Origin of the sequence: Halomonas salsilacus, assembly GCF_051216275.1 — a bacterium.
In the GTDB taxonomy this organism is placed as follows: domain Bacteria; phylum Pseudomonadota; class Gammaproteobacteria; order Pseudomonadales; family Halomonadaceae; genus Halomonas.
The window spans coordinates 14,918-32,357 of sequence record NZ_JBPKAQ010000004.1 but is presented as its reverse complement, the minus strand read 5'-3'; the positions used below and the strand labels follow the sequence as shown (position 1 = coordinate 32,357).

Genomic DNA, 17,440 nt, shown 5'->3' with positions numbered 1-17,440 from the left:
GGGTCGTGAGGGAGGCCGTTCGTGGGGGGCTTCAACGCTGACGGCTGGCGTCCGGCGATGAAAAAAGGGCACTCGAGGAAGAGTGCCCTTTCAGGAAGAGTGGCGTCCCATAGGGGGTTCGAACCCCTGTTACCGCCGTGAAAGGGCGGTGTCCTAGGCCACTAGACGAATGGGACGCAGATGCCTCGAGGACGGGAATGGTGGAGCCTAGCGGGATCGAACCGCTGACCTCGACACTGCCAGTGTCGCGCTCTCCCAGCTGAGCTAAGGCCCCTCGCCCTGAAGACGAGTCGTATAGTACTGATTACTCTCGTCTTCGTCAACAGGAAATCACGCGATTTCTTGAAACTCCTTCTCGAAGCGCTTGGCCTGCTTCTTGGAGACGCCGCCCAGCACCTCGATGGCGTGACGCAACCGCGCACGGGTCATGTCGGAGCCGAGAATCGCCATGGCGTCCATCACCGAGGTGCTGGCGGTGGAGCCGGTGATGGCGATGAACACCGGCGCCAGGAACTCCTTCATCTTCAGATCGAAGTGACCGGCCAGCGCCTTCACCTCGGCCAACAGCGCCTCCTTGTGCCAGGCCGGCACGACCTCGAAGCGCCACACCAGGAACTGCAGCAGCCTGAGCAGGTCCTCGCGGCCGAGCTTGACAGCGTCAAAGCTCTCCTCGGTGATGCGCGGCAGCCCCGAGAAGAAGTGGCCGGCCAGGGGCACCACCTCGGAGAGGGTCTCCACCCGTGGACGCACCTGGGGCAGGATCTCCATCACGTAGCGCTCGTTGAAGGCCCACTCCATCAGCGCCCGGAGGAAGGCCCCGTCGTCGAGCTCCTCCCGAATATAGAGGCCATTGAGCCAGGTGAGCTTCTCCAGATCGAACACCGGGCCACCCAGGGAGACCCGCTGGATATCGAAGTGGGCCATCATCTCGTCGAGGCTGAACTTCTCGCGCTCGTCGGGCATCGACCAGCCCATGCGGCCCAGGTAGTTGGTCACCGCCCGGGGCAGGTAACCCATGCGCCGGTAGTAGTTGATCGAGGTCGGGTTCTTGCGCTTGGAGAGCTTCGACTTGTCGGGGTTGCGCAGCAGCGGCATGTGGCAGAGCTCGGGCATCTCCCAGCCGAAGTACTCGTAGAGCAGCTGGTGCTTGGGTGCCGAGTTGATCCACTCCTCGCCGCGCAGCACATGGGTGATCCCCATCAGGTGGTCGTCAACCACGTTGGCCAGGTGATAGGTGGGCATGCCGTCGGACTTGAGCAGGATCTGGGCATCCACCTGGGCCCAGTCCACCTCGATGGTCCCACGCAGCATGTCCTGAATCACGCAGGTGCCGCTGGCAGGTACCGCCATGCGCACCACATGGGGCCAGCCCTCCTTCTCGCGACGCGCCTGCTCCTCGGCAGGCAGGGCCAGGTCGGCGGGCTTGAGCGCCAGGTGCATGCCGGCGGCCTTGCGCGCCTCACGCAGCTCATCGAGCTCCTCACTGGTGCGGTAGCACCTGAAGGCGTGCCCCGCCTCGATCAGCTGACGGGCGTACTCGGCGTAGATGTCGCCGCGCTCGCTCTGGCGGTAGGGACCATGGGGGCCACCCACGTCGGGGCCCTCGTCCCACTCCAGACCCAGCCAGCGCAGGGAGTCGAGGATCATCTGCTCGGACTCGGGCGTCGAGCGCACCCGGTCGGTATCCTCGATGCGCAGGATGAACTGGCCGCCGTGCTGACGGGCGAAGCAGAGGTTGAACAGGGCGATGTAGGCGGTGCCGACGTGGGGATCGCCGGTCGGTGACGGCGCGATACGCGTGCGTACGGTCATGTCGTTGCGGTGTCCCGGTGCTGGTGATATGGATGGCCGCATTATACGCACCTGCCGCCCACTCGGCAGCCGTCACCGGGAATCATCCGCGTGGATCGCGGTCAACGTCTCGCCACCTGACCTGGACAACCGGCCGACCAGGAGACACATCATGCTTGCGCAACTTCCCGAGGGCTTTACCACGCTGGTGACAGGGGCCGGCGGCGGCATCGGCCGGGCGGTGGTGGAATCCCTGCTGGCCAGCCCCAGACCGGGACGCGTGATCGCCGCCAGCCGGCGCCCCGGGCCCCGGACGGATCCCCGCCTCGAGACGCTGGACGCCGACCTCACCACACCCGAGGGCCGCGAGTGCCTGACGGCCCACCTGAACGGCGCGCCGCTTCACCTGACCTTCAACACCATCGGCATGCTCCATGACGAGGCCCTCGGCATCCACCCCGAGAAGAAGCTCGACGACCTGGACGCCGAGGCCCTGGCGCACCTGTTCCATGTCAATGCCACGACCCCGGCACTGCTGCTCCAGGCCCTGCAGCCGAGCCTCAAGGGCCAGCATCCGGCACTGGTGGCGAGCCTCTCGGCCCGGGTCGGCTCCATCGAGGACAATCGTCTGGGCGGCTGGTACGCCTATCGCGCCAGCAAGGCGGCGCACAACATGCTGATGCGAACCGCCGCCGTGGAACTGCGGCGGCTCAACAGGACCCTCGCCGTGGTCTGCCTGCATCCCGGCACCACGGATACCGGACTCTCACGCCCCTTCCAGGCCCGCGTGCCGGAAGGAAAGCTGTTCACGCCGGCATTCGTGGCCGAGCGGCTTCTCGCGGTGCTGGGGGAGCGCCCGCTCGGGAGTGCTGCCAGCTTCTTCGACTGGGCCGGCGAACCCGTGGCCTGGTGATCGGCACCACCGGTGAATCAACGTTGATGGGCGACATTGCACAGCCGCATGGGATCCCGGATCATCCCATCCGGTTTTTTCCTACCGTTCCGATAACAGAACGCATGCAACGACAGGATAAAGAGATGGATTCACTAGGCCCGCGTATCAAGGAACTCCGGCTGGAGGCTAACCTCAACAAGGCAGCCCTGGCCCGTCGGGTTGGCGTCTCCGATGTGACCATCTCCTACTGGGAGTCCGGTGCCATTCGCCAGATCGGCCATGAGCGGCTGGTGGCCCTGGCCCAAGCGCTGGGTTGCCCGCTGTCGAGGCTGCTCGAAGGCAACAGAGGTGACCGGCCAGCCCCCCTCTACCTGCGTCGTCAGCCCCCCGCGCCCTGGCAGGACCCCGCCGCCGGCCGCATCGAAGTGCCCGATGACCTGCTGCCCCTCTCGCACAACCCGGGCCAGCGATGGCACAAGGAGTGCTATCTGATGACCCCGGCGCCCGGCGATACCTTCGATTTCCTGGGCAATCACGACCTCGTTGCCGTGGCCCCCACGGAGGATTTTCGCCAGCCGGGCCACTACCTGGTGGAAGAGGACGGCAGGCTCTGCGTCCGCCGGGTCTCCCAGCAGGAGGACGGAGGGCTGCAGTTCAGCAGAGAAGGGGACGCCACTGCCTACCCAGCGGCCCCCGACACCCGCCTGCTGGGCATTCTCCTGGCCCACTGGCAGGCCTCGCCGCTCTAACGCAGCGCGGGCACTTCGCCCGCGCGTCTCGATCCCGGGCGCTATTCGCGTCCCGTGCTATTGGACGCCGAGCACCTCGACGTTATCGTGAGTGCGACGCGGTTCGCTTCCGATCAGAAACCGCCGCGAGGCGCTCGCGACCTGTCCCAGGCCGTGACGCGAGGTACCCACCAGCGGGCCGCTCAGATGCTCGCCCCGCTCGCCGATCCGAGCGCGAACCTCCGAGGGTTGCACGGTGGCCTCGGAGAGATTGACGGTGATGGTGTAGCCCCCGTCCGGGAGGCCGCTGCCCGACCCGAAGGGTCCGGCCTGGAATCGGCCGCCCGTCAGCGTCGTACGCTCCTGCCAGCGGACTCCGCTCAGCTCTCGCTCCACCACCACCTGCAGGCGGGTGGTATCCGGCAGGTTGCTCTCCCCTTCCACCAACAGGCGCCGGTCACTGCCGAGGCTGACCGCAAACTCGATCGCCACCGGCTCGGCAAAGGGCTCCACCTCTGGCTCGGGCTCAGCGGGGGGAGATGGCTGGGCAACCTGCTCTGGCTCGTCCGGCGCCTCCGCGGTGTCGTTGCCGTTCCCGCCGCAGCCCGCAAGCAGCACCAGCATCACGCCCAGGCCGCACCATCGATACCACACGTTCATGCATGACCTCCGAAGCGATGATTCCCTGGCCAAGGCTATCATCGGCCGGGGCTGCCCGTCCCGTCGGTCACTCAACGTGGCTCGGCGCACTGCCGGCAAAGCGTGGTGAAAGGCACGGCGTCGAGACGACCGGGCGCGATCGGTTCCTCGCACACCTCGCAGAGGTCCCCCTCCCCGTCAGCGATGCGCGCCAGGGCGTGCATCACCTGGCGCAGTTCCTGCTCGGCCTCCCTTTCCAGGGCATCGACCACCTCGTCGTTCTGCAACTCGATGGCCTGCTCCTCCATGTCCTTGTCCAACGGGCCCGCGCGCTGCTCCTTGTGGGCCCGGTAGCGCTCGAGTCGCTCGATCAGCTCGTCGCGCAGCCCTTCCAATACTCCTTTCCGGTCCGCCATGATGCCCTCTCCTGTCAATGTGACATGATCCGCAGCGCCCTGGCGGCGCCACCCTGCCCTACTTCATAGCACATCGCCGCGTCGGCCGACCCCGAGGCAGGGCACGCCTTGCCCCTCCAGCGGTGGCGGGCCGCTCAGCGCAGAACCCGCTATACAACGATTTCCTTTAGAATACTGCCTCTACTGCCCGAGTCCGGAGCTGAATCTCAGGCATCAAACAGCACAGAAGAAGGAGTGAGGGCATTGGATCCCATCTGGTGGTTGGCCTACCTGGCCTTGGGAAGCTTCGTCGGCCTGATGGCCGGTCTGCTCGGCATCGGCGGCGGCGGCATCATGGTCCCGATCCTGACCTCGCTGTTCGTGATCCAGGGGGTCCCCCACGAGCACATCGCCCACCTGGCCTTGGGCACTGCCATGGCCGCCATCGTGCCGTCTGCCTCGGCCAGCCTCTGGTCGCACCATCGGCATGGCGCGGTACGCTGGCACATCGTGCGCCACATCACCCCCGCCATCCTCGCCGGCACCTTCCTGGCGACCTTCATCGCCGCCCTGATGCCGACCCGCGGTCTGGCGATCTTCTTCGCCGCCTTCATGGTGCTGATGTCGCTGCAGATGCTTGTCAACCTGAAGCCCAAGCCGACCCGCACCCTGCCAGGGCCGATCGGCCTGTCCGGTGCGGGGCTCGGCATCGGCAGCATCTCCGCGCTGGTGGCCATCGGCGGTGGCTCGCTCACCGTGCCCTTCCTGACCTGGTGCAACGTGCGCCTGCCCCACGCCATCGGCACCTCGGCCGCGGTGGGGCTGCCGATCGCCCTGGCCGGGGCACTGGGCTATCTCATCAATGGCTGGGGAACTGCCGGCCTGCCGGAGGCCGCCTGGGGCTATGTCTACTTGCCCGCCCTACTGCTCATGGCGCCGTTCAGCATCCTCACCGCGCCCCTCGGCGCGAGGCTCGCTCACCGCCTGCCGGTGGCGATCCTCAGGCGGGTGTTCGCCTTCATGCTAATGGCCCTGGCGCTGCAGATGCTCTACACGGTGTTCACCGCCTGAACTCCTGTCGAGCCAAGCAGGCCTCCGTAATCGTCGTGCAGCGCCGGCAGCAGGGCGTACTCGCCTGGGTGGCCACCACCTCGCCGGAAAGGTTCCAAGGTTAGCGCCGGTCGGTCTTGAGGGTTTTTCACGGGCGCTCGAGCGGGTGATGGCTTAAATTCTTAGTGAGACGCTTGGACCTGCCTTCCCGCATCCCTGCGGTACTCCCTCATTCCCAAGCAGGAGGTCGGCATGGACACCATCACCCTCACTCACAAGGTACGTGGCCTGACCCTCATCTGCCGCCAGTGCGGCAACACCGAGGAGCCGGTCACCCTCGACCTCGGACGCTTTCGTGTCGAGGGGCTCACCCGCGACACCGCCACCCTGCGCTGCCTGAACTGTCATGCCGCGGTGACCATCCAGCTCCACGAACTGGACCCCATCGCCTTCGCCAGGGCCGGCTAGGGGCGAACGGGCGTCGGCGACGCCGATATGGGCAACCCGCCGAGGGGGCTGGTAGAATACTGCCCCTTCCGAACAACCCCGTGATGCCCGATGCCCCAGCTCGACCGCACCTTCTCCGTGGCGCCGATGATGGATTGGACGACCCGCGACTACCGCGCGTTCGCTCGCACCCTCACCCGTCATGCGCTGCTCTACACCGAGATGGTCACCACCGGTGCCATCCTCCATGGCAGCCCGCGGGCACGCTTCCTGGGCTTCGACGGGGTGGAGCATCCGCTCGCCCTCCAACTGGGCGGCAGCGACGCCGGCGAGCTGGCCGAGTGTGCGGCGATTGCCGAGGCCTGGGGCTATGACGAGGTCAACCTCAACGTGGGCTGCCCCAGCGACCGGGTGCAGAACAACCTGATCGGCGCCTGCCTGATGGCCAATCCCGAGAGGGTCGCCGCCGCGGTGCTCGCCATGCGCGAGGCGATCGCCATCCCGGTCACCGTCAAATGCCGCATCGGCATCGACGACCAGGACGAGGACGCCGATCTTGCGCGTTTCATCGCCACCGTCGCCGACGCCGGCTGCGACACCTTTATCGTGCATGCCCGCAAGGCCTGGTTACGGGGCCTCTCCCCCAAGGAGAACCGCGATATCCCGCCGCTGAACTACCCCCGGGTGCACCGCCTCAAGGCGAGCTACCCGGAGTTGCAGATCGGCATTAACGGCGGCATCAAGACCCTCGACGCCTGTCGCGAACAGCTCGAACATGTGGACAGCGTGATGGTGGGTCGCGAGGCCTACCAGAATCCCTGGCTGCTGGCCGGTGTGGATGCGGCGTTCTATGGCGAGCCGGGGCCTGCGGCCAGCCGCCACGCGGCGGCGCGGGCCTTCCGCCCCTATATCGCCCGGCGCCTCGAGGAGGGCGCCAAGCTCAACCACATCACCCGCCACCTGCTGGGCCTCTTCCAGGGTCAACCGGGGGGGCGTCGCTTCCGTCGCCACCTCTCCGAGAACGGCCACCTGGACGGCGCCTGCCTGCGCGTCTTCGACGATGCCCTGAGCCTGGTGCCCGAACGCGAAACCGCCGCGGTCTGAACCTGCCCTTTATTCGAGCCGGTCCAGCATTCCCGCCACCGCGTCGAAGAGCCACTCCAGCTCAGCCTCCGTGCTGCCGAAGGAGGGGCCAGGAACTGATAGAGAGTGTGTCGCCGCCCCGGCGGCGAGGACCGCCTTACTCCAGCGTGTCCAGCACCTCCCCCACCGCATCGAAGAGCCGCTCCAGCTCAGCCTCCGTGCTGGCGAAGGGGGGGCCAGGAACTGATAGAGCGTGTGTCGCCGCCCCGGCGGCGAGGACCGCCTTACTCCAGCGTGTCCAGCCCCTCCCCCACCGCATCGAAGAGCCGCTCCAGTTCAGCCTCCGTGCTGGCGAAGGGGGGGCCAGGAACTGATAGAGAGTGTGTCGCCGCCCCGGCGGCGAGGACCGCCTTACTCCAGCGTGTCCAGCACCTCCCCCACCGCATCGAAGAGCCGCTCCAGCTCCGCCTCCGTGCTGGCGAAGGGGGGGCCGAACTGCAGGGTGTCGCCACCGTAGCGCACGTAGAAGCCCGCCGCCCACAGCGCCAGGTGGGCATCCCGCGGGCGGATGGTGGGGTCACCCTCCCGTGGCGCCAGTTGAATGGCGCCGGCCAGACCGTAGTTGCGGATGTCCACCACCCAGGGCCGGCCCTTCAACGCATGCAGCTTCGCCTCGAAGGTCGGAGCGATGGCGCGAACCTGGGCCGGGAAGTCCTCGCGCTCGAACAGCTCAAGGGCCGCCAGGGCCGCCGCACAGGCCACCGGATGACCGCTGTAGGTGTAGCCGTGGGGGAACTCGATGGCGTGCCTGGGCCCACCGGCGTGCATGTAGGTGTCGAAGATCTCCGTGGAGGCGACCACCGCCCCCATGGGCAGCGCACCGTTGGTGAGCTGCTTGGCGAGGGTCATCATGTCGGGCACCACGCCGAAGGCCTCCGCGCCGGTTCGCGCGCCGCTGCGCCCGAAGGCGGTGATCACTTCGTCGAAGATCAGCAGGATGTCATGGGCGTCGCAGATCGCCCGCAGCCGCTCGAGATACCCCTTCGGCGGCACGATCACGCCCGCGGAGCCGGACATCGGCTCGACGATCACCGCGGCGATGCTGGAGGCGTCGTGCAGGGCGATCTGCTCCAGCAGCGCATCGGCCAGTTCGGCGCCCGTTTCGGCCTGGCCCCGCGTGAAGGCAAGCTTCGGCTGCAGAGTGTGGGGAAGATGGGTGACGTCCATCAGCTGGCCGTAGTGCTTGCGGTTGCCGCCGATCCCGCCAAGGCTGGTGCCGCCCACGTTGACGCCGTGATAGCCCTTGGCGCGGCCGATCATGCGGGTCTTTTCGGGGCGCCCTTTCAGCCGCCAGTAGGCCTTGGCCATCTTCACGGCGGTATCGGCGGATTCGGAGCCGGAGTCGGTGAAGAAGACGTGGTCGAGCCCCGCCGGGGTCAGGCTAGCCACCTTTTCGGCGAGCTCGAAGGCCAGCGGGTGGGACACCTGAAAGCACGGCGCGTAGTCGAGGGTGCCGAGCTGTTTCGCCACCGCCTGCTGGATCTCGACCCGATTGTGTCCCGCCCCGCAGGTCCATAGCCCCGAGAGGGAGTCGAACAGCCGTCGGCCGCGGTCATCGATGAAGTAGCGCCCCTCCGCGCCGACGATCACTCGCGGGTTGGCATGGAAGTCACGGTTGGCGCTGAACGGCATCCAGTAGTGGTGATTGATCTCACCCAGCCCACCGCTGCGCGAGAGCTGAACATCATCCTGTTGGTGCCTGAGATCGAACATGCTGATGTCTCCTCAATAGAGCGAATCGGGCGGGGGGATCAGGCTGGAGTGGAAGTCCTCAACGGCGCTCTCGGCCTCCTCGATGGCATCGAAGCGGGCGATATGGAAGAGCGCCTCACCCTCGTTGGCCAGCGGCAGCCGGCTCATGCCGATGACGATGCCATCCGCCATGGAGAGCACCTCCCCTTCCGCGTTGCCGAAGGGGTCGGCGACCCGCCCCAGCAGCTCCCCCCTGGCCACCCGGGCGCCGAGACGCACCTGGGGCCTCAGGATGCCGTCGATGGGCGCCCGCGCCCAGCTCGAGCCGTTGGCGAGCTCCGCCGCCGCCGGCGAGCGACGGCGATGCTCGCCGGTCAGCATCCCCAGGCGGCGCATCACCCTCAGCACCCCGCGCACCCCCGGGGCAATTGCCCACTCGTCGAAGCGCAGCGCCTCGCCCGCCTCATAGGTGAGCACCGGGATGCCCCGGTTCTGGGCGTAGTGGCGCAGGCTGCCCTCGCGCAGCTCGGCGTTGAGGATCACCGGCGCACCGAAGGCATTGGCCATGCGTTCGGTCTCGCTGCCGGTCTCCAGCTGGGCGCGGATCTGCGGCAGGTTGGTGCGGTGGATCGCGCCGGTGTGCAGGTCGATGATATGAGTGGCGTGGTCGACGATCTGTTCCCGGAACAGAGCGGCCACCCGCCCGCCCAGCGAGCCCGATTCGCTGCCCGGGAAGCAGCGGTTGAGATCGCGGCGGTCGGGCAGGTAGCGGCTGTGCTGCACGAAGCCGAAGACGTTGACGATGGGCGCGGCGATCAGGGTGCCGCGCAGGCCCTGGATCTGCTTCGAGCGCAGCAGGCGGCGCACGATCTCCACGCCGTTGATCTCGTCGCCGTGGATGCCACCGCACACCAGCAGCGTCGGGCCCGACTGGCGGCCATGCACCACCTCCAGGGGGATGTAGAGCGGCGCATGGGTATAGAGCCGCGCCACCGGCACATCGATCTGGGTGCGGGTGCCGGGGGCAACGCGAATGCCGGCGAGGTCGAAGGGCGCTCGGGCCATGGCGGGGGGTCATCCTGTGACGGGTGCAGGGTCCCTTTATACTCGGGTCGTCAGGGCGTTGGCGAGGACGGCCCGGAATTGCCGACACCGCCGCACCAACCATACAATGACGAATGTAAAAGTCGCGTCAATCGGGTAGAATGACCGCCTCACCGCTTGATGGAGTCCGCCACGCATGGCGCGAAAGACCAAGGCCGAGGCCGCCGCGACTCGCGAGGCCCTGCTCGATGCCGCCGAGGAGGTCTTCCTCGACAAGGGCGTGGCCCGCACCTCCCTGGAGCAGATCGCCCGCCACGCCGGCATGACACGGGGCGCCGTCTACTGGCATTTCAAGAACAAGGCGGACCTCTTCCAGGCCATGCTCAACCGGGTACGCATGCCCTTCAAGGAGCTGGTCGAGGAGATCGGCGACCCGGGGCTCGCCGAGGCGCCGCTGGAGGCGATCCGCCTGGCCTGTTTCAGCGGCTTCGAACGCCTCGAGCGTCCTCGCTACCGCCGTGTTCACGCCATCCTGATCCACCACTGCGAGGTGTTCGGCGATATCGATCCGCTGGCCATGCAGAACGAGATGGCCGAGGAGTCCTGCGGCGCCCTGCGCGACTATCTGCAATGTGCCGCTCGGCTCGGCCAGCTGCGCGCGGACCTCTCGCCGGAATTGGCCGCCAAGCTACTGCAATCGATGCTGGGCGGGTTGTTCCACGACTGGCTGCGCAATCACGAGCAGTTCTCCATCGTGGAGCAGGGCAACCTGCTGGTGGAGACCCAGCTAAGGCTCTTCAGCCGCCAGGCCTGACTCGGCCTGGCAGCCCTCCTCCTGCGGTGGCAGCCGCGCTAGCCCTTCACGCATAGCCCTTCACGCATGGCGCCTTCTGGCGTAGAAGGCGTCGATGGCGCCCTGGGCCTCGGGCGTGCGACAGCGCGCCAGCAGCGCCTTCTCCTCCCGGTCCAGCGCCGCGTTGACCGCCTCGACTTGCCCCTCTCGCAGCAGCGCCTTGGTGGTCAGCAGCGCATCGAACGGCTTGGCGAGAAGCCGCCCCGCGCAGTCGAAGGCCTGCTCCAGCGCCCGTCCGTCGGGGGTCGCATCGGTCAGCAGGCCGACCTCCCTCGCCTCGTTGGCCGTGAAGGCCTGGCCCAGCAGCAGCATCTGCGCCGCCGCCTTGTGGCCCGCCAGCCGCGGCAGCAGCCAGGTGGTCCCCCCCAGCGGGCTCAGAGCGAAGTGGGTGAAGGGAAGCTGGAAGCGGGTCGAGTGGCCCCCGTAAGCGAAATCGCAGTGCAGCAGGATCGAGATGCCCAGCCCCAGGGCGATGCCCTCCGCCGCGGCGATGGCCGGCTTGGGAAAGGCGTGCAGGCGACGCAGGAAGGTGATCGCCGTGACGCTGTCGGCCTCGGCCAGGGCCTGGTAGTTGGCCAGGTCGTTGCCCGCCGTGAAGCAGTTCTCGGTGCCGGTGATGATCAGTACCCTGACGCTGTCGTCGGCCTCGGCCGCCTCGAGCCCCTCGATCAGCTGCGTGTAGCTCGCCTCGTCGAGGATATTGCGCCGCTCCGGGCAGCTGATCTTGAGCACCATGATGCCGTTGTTTCGGCGGGAAGCGCTGATTCGGGTCGCCATGAGATGTCTCCCTTGTGGTGGTTCGGGCAGGCCGACCTGCCGGGCCGCCCTCATTCCCTGGGCCTTTCGGCCCTTCAGCCGTCGACCTGCCAGCCGCCGCCCAGCGCCTTGAACAGTGTGGCGGTAGCGGTCAGCCGGTCGCGCATCGCTTCAGACAGCGCCAGCTCCGCGGCGAGCATGGCGCGTTGGGCATCGAGCAGCTCGATGAAGCCGACGAAGCCCTCCCGGTAGCGCACCTCCGCCAGTTCCAGGGTGCGCTCGAAGGCCGTCAACTGGCGGCGGATCGCCTCGACGCGCTCGCCGCTGGCCTCATAGGTGACCAGGGCATTGCGCACCTCGTTGAAGGCCTGGGCCACGGTGGCGCGGTACTGCACCTCGGCCTGCTCGGCCAGTGCCTCGGCAGTGTCGATGCGCGAGGTGCTGCGGCCGAAGTCGACCAGCGGCCCCATCACCGTGGCTGAAAGCCCCCAGGTGCCGGCCGCCGAGGTGAAGAGATCCCCGGCATCCCCGGCGGCGGTGCCCAGCAGGCCCCCCAGGTTGAAGCGCGGCAGGCGGCTCGCCTCGGCCACGCCGATGCCGGCATTGGCGGCGATCAGCCCCGCCTCGGCGGAGCGGATATCGGGGCGACGCGAGAGCAGCTCCGAGGGCAGCATCGCCGGCACGCCGTCGGGCAGGGAGATCGCCTCCAGATCGGTATCACCGTAGTCCAGCTCGCTCATCAGCTCCGCGGGACTCATGCCCACCAGCAGCGCCAGGGCGCCTTCCAGCACCCGCACCCGCTCGCGCTGGCCCGGCAGCTGGGCCAGGGTCGACTCCAGCTCCGACTGCGCCTGGCGCAGCGCCAGCTCGTCGCTCTCGCCCACGTCGAAGCGCAGCTGCTCGAGGCGGAAGGTCTCCTCGCGGGATTCCGCGGTGGCCTGGGTGATGCGCAGCTGGCGCTCGGCGCTGCGCAGGTCGAAGTAGGTGGCGACCACGTCGACGATCACGTTGAGGCGCACCGCGTCGTGGGCGAACAGGCTCTGCTCCAACAGCGCCTCGGAGGCCTCCCGCTCACGGGCCAGGCGCCCCCAGAAGTCGAACTCGTAGTCGAGCACGCCGGCAAGGGAGAAGGTATTGGCGGTGCTCTGGCCGAAGGGCGACACGGTTCCCGGCGTGCGCTCCCGGGCCGCCTCGGCCTGGGCGCTCACCGAGGGGAGCTGCTCGGCGCGGGCCAGCCCGAGCCTCGCGCGGGCCTCCTGGATCCGCGCCAGCTGCAGGCGCAGCTCCAGGTTGTCATCCACGGCCCGCGCCACCAGGCCGTCCAGGTAGGGGTCCTCGAACTGGCGCCACCACTGCTGCCAGTCGGCCCGCGCCTCGGCGGAGAGCAACACGTGCTCGGGCCACTGCTCGGGCAGGTCCAGCGCGGGGGCCCGATAGTCGGGCCCCACGGCGCAGCCGGCCAGCAGGGCGGTGGAGAGCAGCAGGACAGGCAGTGCCTTACGCATGGGTCGTCTCCTTGTCCAGGCGGCTGGCCTTGCGCTCGCGGCGCCAGGTCACCAGGTCTTCCAGCACCTTGTAGGCCAGCGGCACGAAGATCAGCGCCAGGGAACTGGCAAGGATCATGCCACCCACCACCACGGTGCCGATCTCCTGGCGGCTGTTGGCGCCGGCGCCGGTCGCGAACACCAGCGGCATGGTGCCAATGATGAAGGTCAGGGCCGTCATCAGAATGGCACGAAAGCGCTGCCTCGCCGCGCCCAGGGCGGCCTCGGTGGAGCTCATACCGGCGCGGCGGTTCTGGGCGGCGAACTCCACGATCAGGATGGCATTCTTGGCCGCCAGGCCGATCAGCACCAGCAGGCCCACCTGGAAGTAGATGTCGTTGGGGAAGCCGCGCAGCATGGCGGCAAGCGCCGCGCCCAGCACCCCGAAGGGCACCGCGGTGGCCACCGCCAGCGGCAGCGTCCAGCGCTCGTACTGGGCGGACAGGATCAGGAACACCATCAGCAGGCCCAGCCCGAAGGCCAGGGCGCCGGCGCCGGCCGCGGCGTCGAGCTGATAGGCCTCGCCGGTCCAGCCCAGCTGCACGTTGCCCTCCTCCAGCACCTCGGCGGCGACCTGATCCATGGCGTCCTTGGCCTGGCCGGTGGTGAAGCCCGGCGCGGCATCGGCCAGGAACTTGGCGGCCGAGTAGACGTTGTAGCGGTTGAAGATGTCCGCTCCGGATTCGCGGGTCAGGGTCACCACCGAAGAGAGCGGGATCATCTCGCCGCCCTGGGAGCGCACGAAGACCTTGTTGAGATCCTCGGGCTTACTGCGGAACTCGCCCTCTGACTGCAGGTTGACCTGCCAGTTGCGCCCCGAGAGGGTGAAGTCGTTCACGTACATGGAGCCGAAGGTGCTCTGCATCGCGGCGAACACCTCGTTGACCGGCACCCCCATGGCGCGGGCCTTCTCGCGGTCCAGCTCGGCGCGATAGCGCGGGATCGTGGTATCTAGGGTGGTGCGGGCGTTGGTCAGCTCCGGGCGCTCATTGGCCGCGGCGGCAAGCCGATTGGCCAGGTCGGCGATCTGCTGGGTGGTGGCGTCACCGCGCACCTGCAGGTAGCCCTCCACGCCACCGGTCAGCGACAGCCCCATAATCGGTGGCGGGGTAAAGGCGATCACCAGCGCCTCGGGAATGCCGCCGCCCATGCCCATGATCTGCCCGGCCAGCGACTGGGCGTCCTGGCCGGGGCCTTCCCGTTCACTCCAGTCGGCCAGGTTGGCGAAACCCACCCCGGTATTGCTGCGTAGGGCACCGGCGATGATGTCGAAGCCGGCGAAGGAGGTGAACTCGTCGACCTCATCCATCCCCAGCAGCATCTCGGAGACCTCATCACGCACCGCCTCGGTACGCGGCAGCGCCGACACCTGGGGCAGCTGGTAGACCACCAGCGCCACGCCCTGGTCCTCCTGGGGCACTAGCCCCGGGGGCAGGCGCGACATGGTGAACAGCGTCGCGGCGATCACGCCGATGAACAGCACCACGCCGATCACCGCGTGGCGCAGCAGCTTGCCCACCAGCCAGCTGAAGCCGTTGGTAAGCCTGTCGAAGCCGGCGTTGAACCACTGGAAGGGCTTGGCCACGCGGTGAGTCTGCTTGTCCAGCAGCAGCGCGCACATGGCCGGGGTCAGGGTCAGGGCCACCACGCCGGAGACCACCACCGAGACCGCAATGGTCACCGCGAACTGGCGATAGAGCTCACCGGTCAGGCCACCCAGGAAGGTCACAGGGGCGAATACCGCCACCAGTACCAGAGTGGAGGAGACCACCGCGCCGGCCACCTGCTTCATGGTCTCGATGGAGGCCTCGCGGGCCTTCATGCCCTGCTCGTTGATCAGCCGGTCGACGTTTTCCAGCACGATGATGGCGTTGTCCACCACGATGCCGATGGCCAGCACCAGGCCGAACAGCGTCAGCAGGTTCACCGAGAAGCCGAAGACGAGCATGCCGGCGAAGGTGCCGATCAGCGACACCGGGATGGCCACCACCGGAATCAGGGTGGCGCGCAGGTGCTGCAGGAACAGGAAGGTGACGATGACCACGAGGCCCACCGCCATCAGCAGGGTGATGAACACCTCGCGGATGGAGATCTCGACGAACTCGGTGGTGTCGTAGGGCACCGTGTAGGTGAGGCCCTCAGGAAAGCGCCCGGCCATCTCTTCCAGCGCCTCATGCACCGCCTCGGCGGTCTCCAGGGCGTTGGCGCCCGGCTGCAGGTAGACGCCCATGGGCACGGCGTTCTGGCCGTTGTAGGTAGCCGAGAAGGCGTAGTTCTGGGAACCCAGCTCGGCGCGGGCTACATCCCCCAGGCGCAGGGTGCTGCCGTCCTGCTCGGCGCGCAGGATGATTGATTCGAATTCTTCGGGATCGGAGAGCTGGCCGCGGGTCGTCACCGTGAAGGTGTAGGCCTGGCCCTCGGGCGAGGGCTCGGCGCCCAGGCTGCCGGCGGCGAACTGGGCGTTCTGCTCCCGGATCGCCGAGGCCACGTCGTTGGGGGTCAGGTCATACTGGGCCAACTTGTCGGGGCTGAGCCAGATGCGCATGGAGTAGTCCTGTGCGCCGAACAGCGAGGCATCACCCACCCCGGGGATGCGCACCAGCTCGTCGAGCACGTTGAGCAGCCCATAGTTGGACATGTACAGCACGTCGCGGCTGCCGTCCGGCGAGAACAGCACCGGTACCATCAGGATGTTGGTGGAGCGCGCCTCGACGCGCACGCCCTGGTCGCGCACCGACTGGGGCAGACGCGCGGTGGCGGCCTGGACCCGGTTGTTGACGTTGATGGCGGCCTGGTCGGGGTCGGTGCCCATCGCGAAGGAGACGGTGATCTGCAGGCTGCCGGAGTCGGTGGAGGCCGACTCCATGTAGAGCATGTTGTCGACGCCGTTGATCTCCTGCTCCAGGGGGGCGGCTACCGCCTCGGCGATCACCTCCGCACTGGCACCCGGGTAGGCGGCCTGCACCACCACCTGGGGCGGCACCACGTCGGGGTACTGCTCCACGGGCAGCATGCGCAGCGCGGCGAGGCCGGCCAGCACGATGATGATGGAGATGACCGACGAGAAGATCGGTCGATCGATGAAGAACCTGAGCATCACGCCTCCTCGTCGGCGGCGGGTTCGTCGTCCAGCGACACCTCGCCGGCCGTCTTGTCGTCAACGACATCCTCGGCGGAGTCCGCGACGCTCACCTGCACCGCCATGCCGTCCTGCAGGGTGACCTGACCGCTGACCACGATGCGGTCGCCCTCCTCGAGGCCCGACAACACTACCTGGCGGTTGTCGACGATGGGGCCGAGCGCCACGCCACGCGCGTGGGCGGTGTCATCCTCGATCACGAAGATGCGAGGGCCCTCGGCGCCCTGGCCCACCGCTTCCTGGGGTATCAGGAAGACGTCATCGAGCTCCTGCACCAGCACCCTCACCCGCACGAACTGGCCGGGGACCACCATGCCCTCCGGGTTGGGGAACACGGCACGGGCCGAGACGCTGCCGGTGCGCGGGTCGATGGTGCTGTCGGTGAAGTCGAGCAGGCCGCGTTCTTCATACTCGCTGCCATCGGGCAGGGTCAGCCAGGCCTCGCGGGGCGCCTCCGCCTGGGCATCGCTCATGGCGCGGCGCGCGGCGCGCTGCAGGGCGGCATCGCGCTCCGGTAGCGAGAAGCGCACGTGGACCGGGTCCTGCTGGGTCACGCTGGTCAGCAGGGTGCCGCGCTCGATCAAGCTGCCCTCGGGAAAGCTCTCCAGCCCGGTCAACCCGGCCAGAGGCGCCTGCACTTCGGTGTAGCTGAGATTGAGCTCGGCGTTGGCCACGCCGGCCTCGGTGAGGGCCAGGCGCGCCTCGGCCAGCTCCCGGGCGGAGAGCGAGCTGTCACGCTCCCGCTCGCTGACCGCATTCTGGTTGAACAGGGTGGAGATCCGCTGCCACTCGCGGTTGGCCTGGTTCAGCTCGGCGCGGGCATTAGCACGCTCCGCCTGGGCACGCTGGAGCTCGATCTCGTAGGGTTCGCGATCAATGCGAAACAGCGCATCCCCCTCGCTGATCACCTGACCCTCGGTGTAGAGGCGCTCCTCGAGGATGCCCTCGACCCGGGCGCGCACCTCCACCTCGCGGGACCCCCGCACGCGGGCCGCATACTCCTCGATCACCTCCACGCTGCGCGGCTCCACGCCGATCACCACCACCGGGGGCGGCGGGCGGTCTCCGCCACCGCCGCCGGGCGCTACGGCCTGATCGTTGTCCTGCCCGCAGGCGGACAGCCCGACGGCCATCAGGCCGGCCAGGGCCAGGAGTGTCAGGGGCCTGTGCCCCTTCAGGGGTGCCAATTGCATGGAAGTCTCCACTCTGGGTGATCTCGTCAGGAGCCCGGCGGCGGGGGAAGCGCCGGCGAGCAGGTCGAAAACAGGCCGGGATTATAGCTACATTCATGTATGTATACTAGCCACATTTATGTTCCCGGCCC

The 17,440-nt window shown here is 68.0% G+C and carries 15 protein-coding genes and 2 tRNA genes; 6 read left to right on the top strand and 11 right to left on the bottom strand.

Annotation, left to right across the window (positions count from 1 at the left end; translation table 11 throughout):
• Positions 1-100: 100 nt before the first annotated feature.
• The 3 genes from ACR80S_RS07290 to gltX form a co-directional block, all read right to left on the bottom strand.
• A tRNA-Glu gene (locus ACR80S_RS07290) sits at positions 101-176 on the bottom strand.
• Between the two features lie 22 nt (positions 177-198).
• Positions 199-274, bottom strand: a tRNA-Ala gene (locus tag ACR80S_RS07285).
• A gap of 56 nt (positions 275-330) precedes the next feature.
• Positions 331-1,812, bottom strand: coding sequence for a glutamate--tRNA ligase (gene gltX, locus ACR80S_RS07280; RefSeq protein ID WP_435400044.1), 1,482 nt, complete (start codon positions 1,810-1,812; stop codon positions 331-333).
• A 151-nt stretch (positions 1,813-1,963) separates the two neighbouring features.
• On the opposite strand from gltX, the gene ACR80S_RS07275 reads away from it, so the two are divergent.
• Entirely contained in the window at positions 1,964-2,704 is a 741-nt protein-coding gene (locus ACR80S_RS07275; RefSeq protein ID WP_435400045.1) for an SDR family NAD(P)-dependent oxidoreductase, read from the top strand.
• 125 nt (positions 2,705-2,829) lie between these two features.
• Positions 2,830-3,435: a helix-turn-helix domain-containing protein gene (locus ACR80S_RS07270; RefSeq protein ID WP_435400046.1), complete on the top strand. Its 606-nt coding sequence runs from the start codon at positions 2,830-2,832 to the stop codon at positions 3,433-3,435.
• 57 nt (positions 3,436-3,492) lie between these two features.
• On the opposite strand, the gene ACR80S_RS07265 is transcribed toward ACR80S_RS07270, so the two are convergent.
• Together ACR80S_RS07265 and ACR80S_RS07260 are read right to left on the bottom strand one after the other, a co-directional pair.
• Complete coding sequence (locus ACR80S_RS07265) at positions 3,493-4,074, bottom strand: hypothetical protein (RefSeq protein ID WP_435400047.1); 582 nt, start codon at positions 4,072-4,074, stop codon at positions 3,493-3,495.
• Between the two features lie 71 nt (positions 4,075-4,145).
• Positions 4,146-4,469 carry a TraR/DksA family transcriptional regulator gene (locus ACR80S_RS07260; protein WP_435400048.1) on the bottom strand — a complete coding sequence of 108 codons (324 nt, stop codon included), beginning with the start codon at positions 4,467-4,469 and terminating at the stop codon, positions 4,146-4,148.
• A gap of 243 nt (positions 4,470-4,712) precedes the next feature.
• Here ACR80S_RS07260 and ACR80S_RS07255 point away from each other — a divergent pair, with 243 nt between their 5' ends.
• The 3 genes from ACR80S_RS07255 (at position 4,713) to dusA (ending at position 7,049) form a co-directional block, all read left to right on the top strand.
• Positions 4,713-5,519 carry a sulfite exporter TauE/SafE family protein gene (locus ACR80S_RS07255; protein ID WP_435402913.1) on the top strand — a complete coding sequence of 269 codons (807 nt, stop codon included), beginning with the start codon at positions 4,713-4,715 and terminating at the stop codon, positions 5,517-5,519.
• A gap of 231 nt (positions 5,520-5,750) precedes the next feature.
• Positions 5,751-5,966: a hypothetical protein gene (locus ACR80S_RS07250; RefSeq protein WP_435400050.1), complete on the top strand. Its 216-nt coding sequence runs from the start codon at positions 5,751-5,753 to the stop codon at positions 5,964-5,966.
• 90 nt (positions 5,967-6,056) lie between these two features.
• A complete protein-coding gene (dusA, locus tag ACR80S_RS07245; RefSeq protein WP_435402912.1) occupies positions 6,057-7,049 on the top strand; it encodes a tRNA dihydrouridine(20/20a) synthase DusA in 993 nt (330 codons plus the stop codon).
• Positions 7,050-7,439: 390 nt separating this feature from the next.
• Here the strand turns inward: dusA and aptA are convergent, their stop codons facing one another.
• Both aptA and ACR80S_RS07235 read right to left on the bottom strand, forming a co-directional pair.
• Positions 7,440-8,720: an omega-aminotransferase AptA gene (gene aptA, locus ACR80S_RS07240; RefSeq protein ID WP_435403020.1), complete on the bottom strand. Its 1,281-nt coding sequence runs from the start codon at positions 8,718-8,720 to the stop codon at positions 7,440-7,442.
• A 93-nt stretch (positions 8,721-8,813) separates the two neighbouring features.
• On the bottom strand, positions 8,814-9,845 hold the full coding sequence (locus ACR80S_RS07235) for a succinylglutamate desuccinylase/aspartoacylase family protein (protein WP_435402085.1): 1,032 nt from the start codon (positions 9,843-9,845) through the stop codon (positions 8,814-8,816).
• Between the two features lie 175 nt (positions 9,846-10,020).
• Between ACR80S_RS07235 and ACR80S_RS07230 the strand changes: the two genes are divergently transcribed.
• Positions 10,021-10,638, top strand: coding sequence for a TetR family transcriptional regulator (locus ACR80S_RS07230; RefSeq protein WP_435402086.1), 618 nt, complete (start codon positions 10,021-10,023; stop codon positions 10,636-10,638).
• A 60-nt stretch (positions 10,639-10,698) separates the two neighbouring features.
• Here ACR80S_RS07230 and ACR80S_RS07225 read toward each other — a convergent pair whose 3' ends face one another.
• The 4 genes from ACR80S_RS07225 to ACR80S_RS07210 form a co-directional block, all read right to left on the bottom strand.
• Positions 10,699-11,454 carry an enoyl-CoA hydratase-related protein gene (locus ACR80S_RS07225; protein WP_435402911.1) on the bottom strand — a complete coding sequence of 252 codons (756 nt, stop codon included), beginning with the start codon at positions 11,452-11,454 and terminating at the stop codon, positions 10,699-10,701.
• A gap of 74 nt (positions 11,455-11,528) precedes the next feature.
• Positions 11,529-12,938 (bottom strand): efflux transporter outer membrane subunit, encoded by a 1,410-nt coding sequence (locus ACR80S_RS07220; protein ID WP_435402088.1) that lies wholly within the window; start codon positions 12,936-12,938, stop codon positions 11,529-11,531.
• Positions 12,931-16,074: an efflux RND transporter permease subunit gene (locus tag ACR80S_RS07215; protein ID WP_435402089.1), complete on the bottom strand. Its 3,144-nt coding sequence runs from the start codon at positions 16,072-16,074 to the stop codon at positions 12,931-12,933. The genes ACR80S_RS07220 and ACR80S_RS07215 overlap by 8 nt, the downstream gene beginning before the upstream one ends.
• On the bottom strand, positions 16,074-17,309 hold the full coding sequence (locus tag ACR80S_RS07210; RefSeq protein WP_435402910.1) for an efflux RND transporter periplasmic adaptor subunit: 1,236 nt from the start codon (positions 17,307-17,309) through the stop codon (positions 16,074-16,076). Before ACR80S_RS07210 ends, ACR80S_RS07215 begins: the two co-directional genes overlap by 1 nt.
• Positions 17,310-17,440 lie beyond the last annotated feature (131 nt).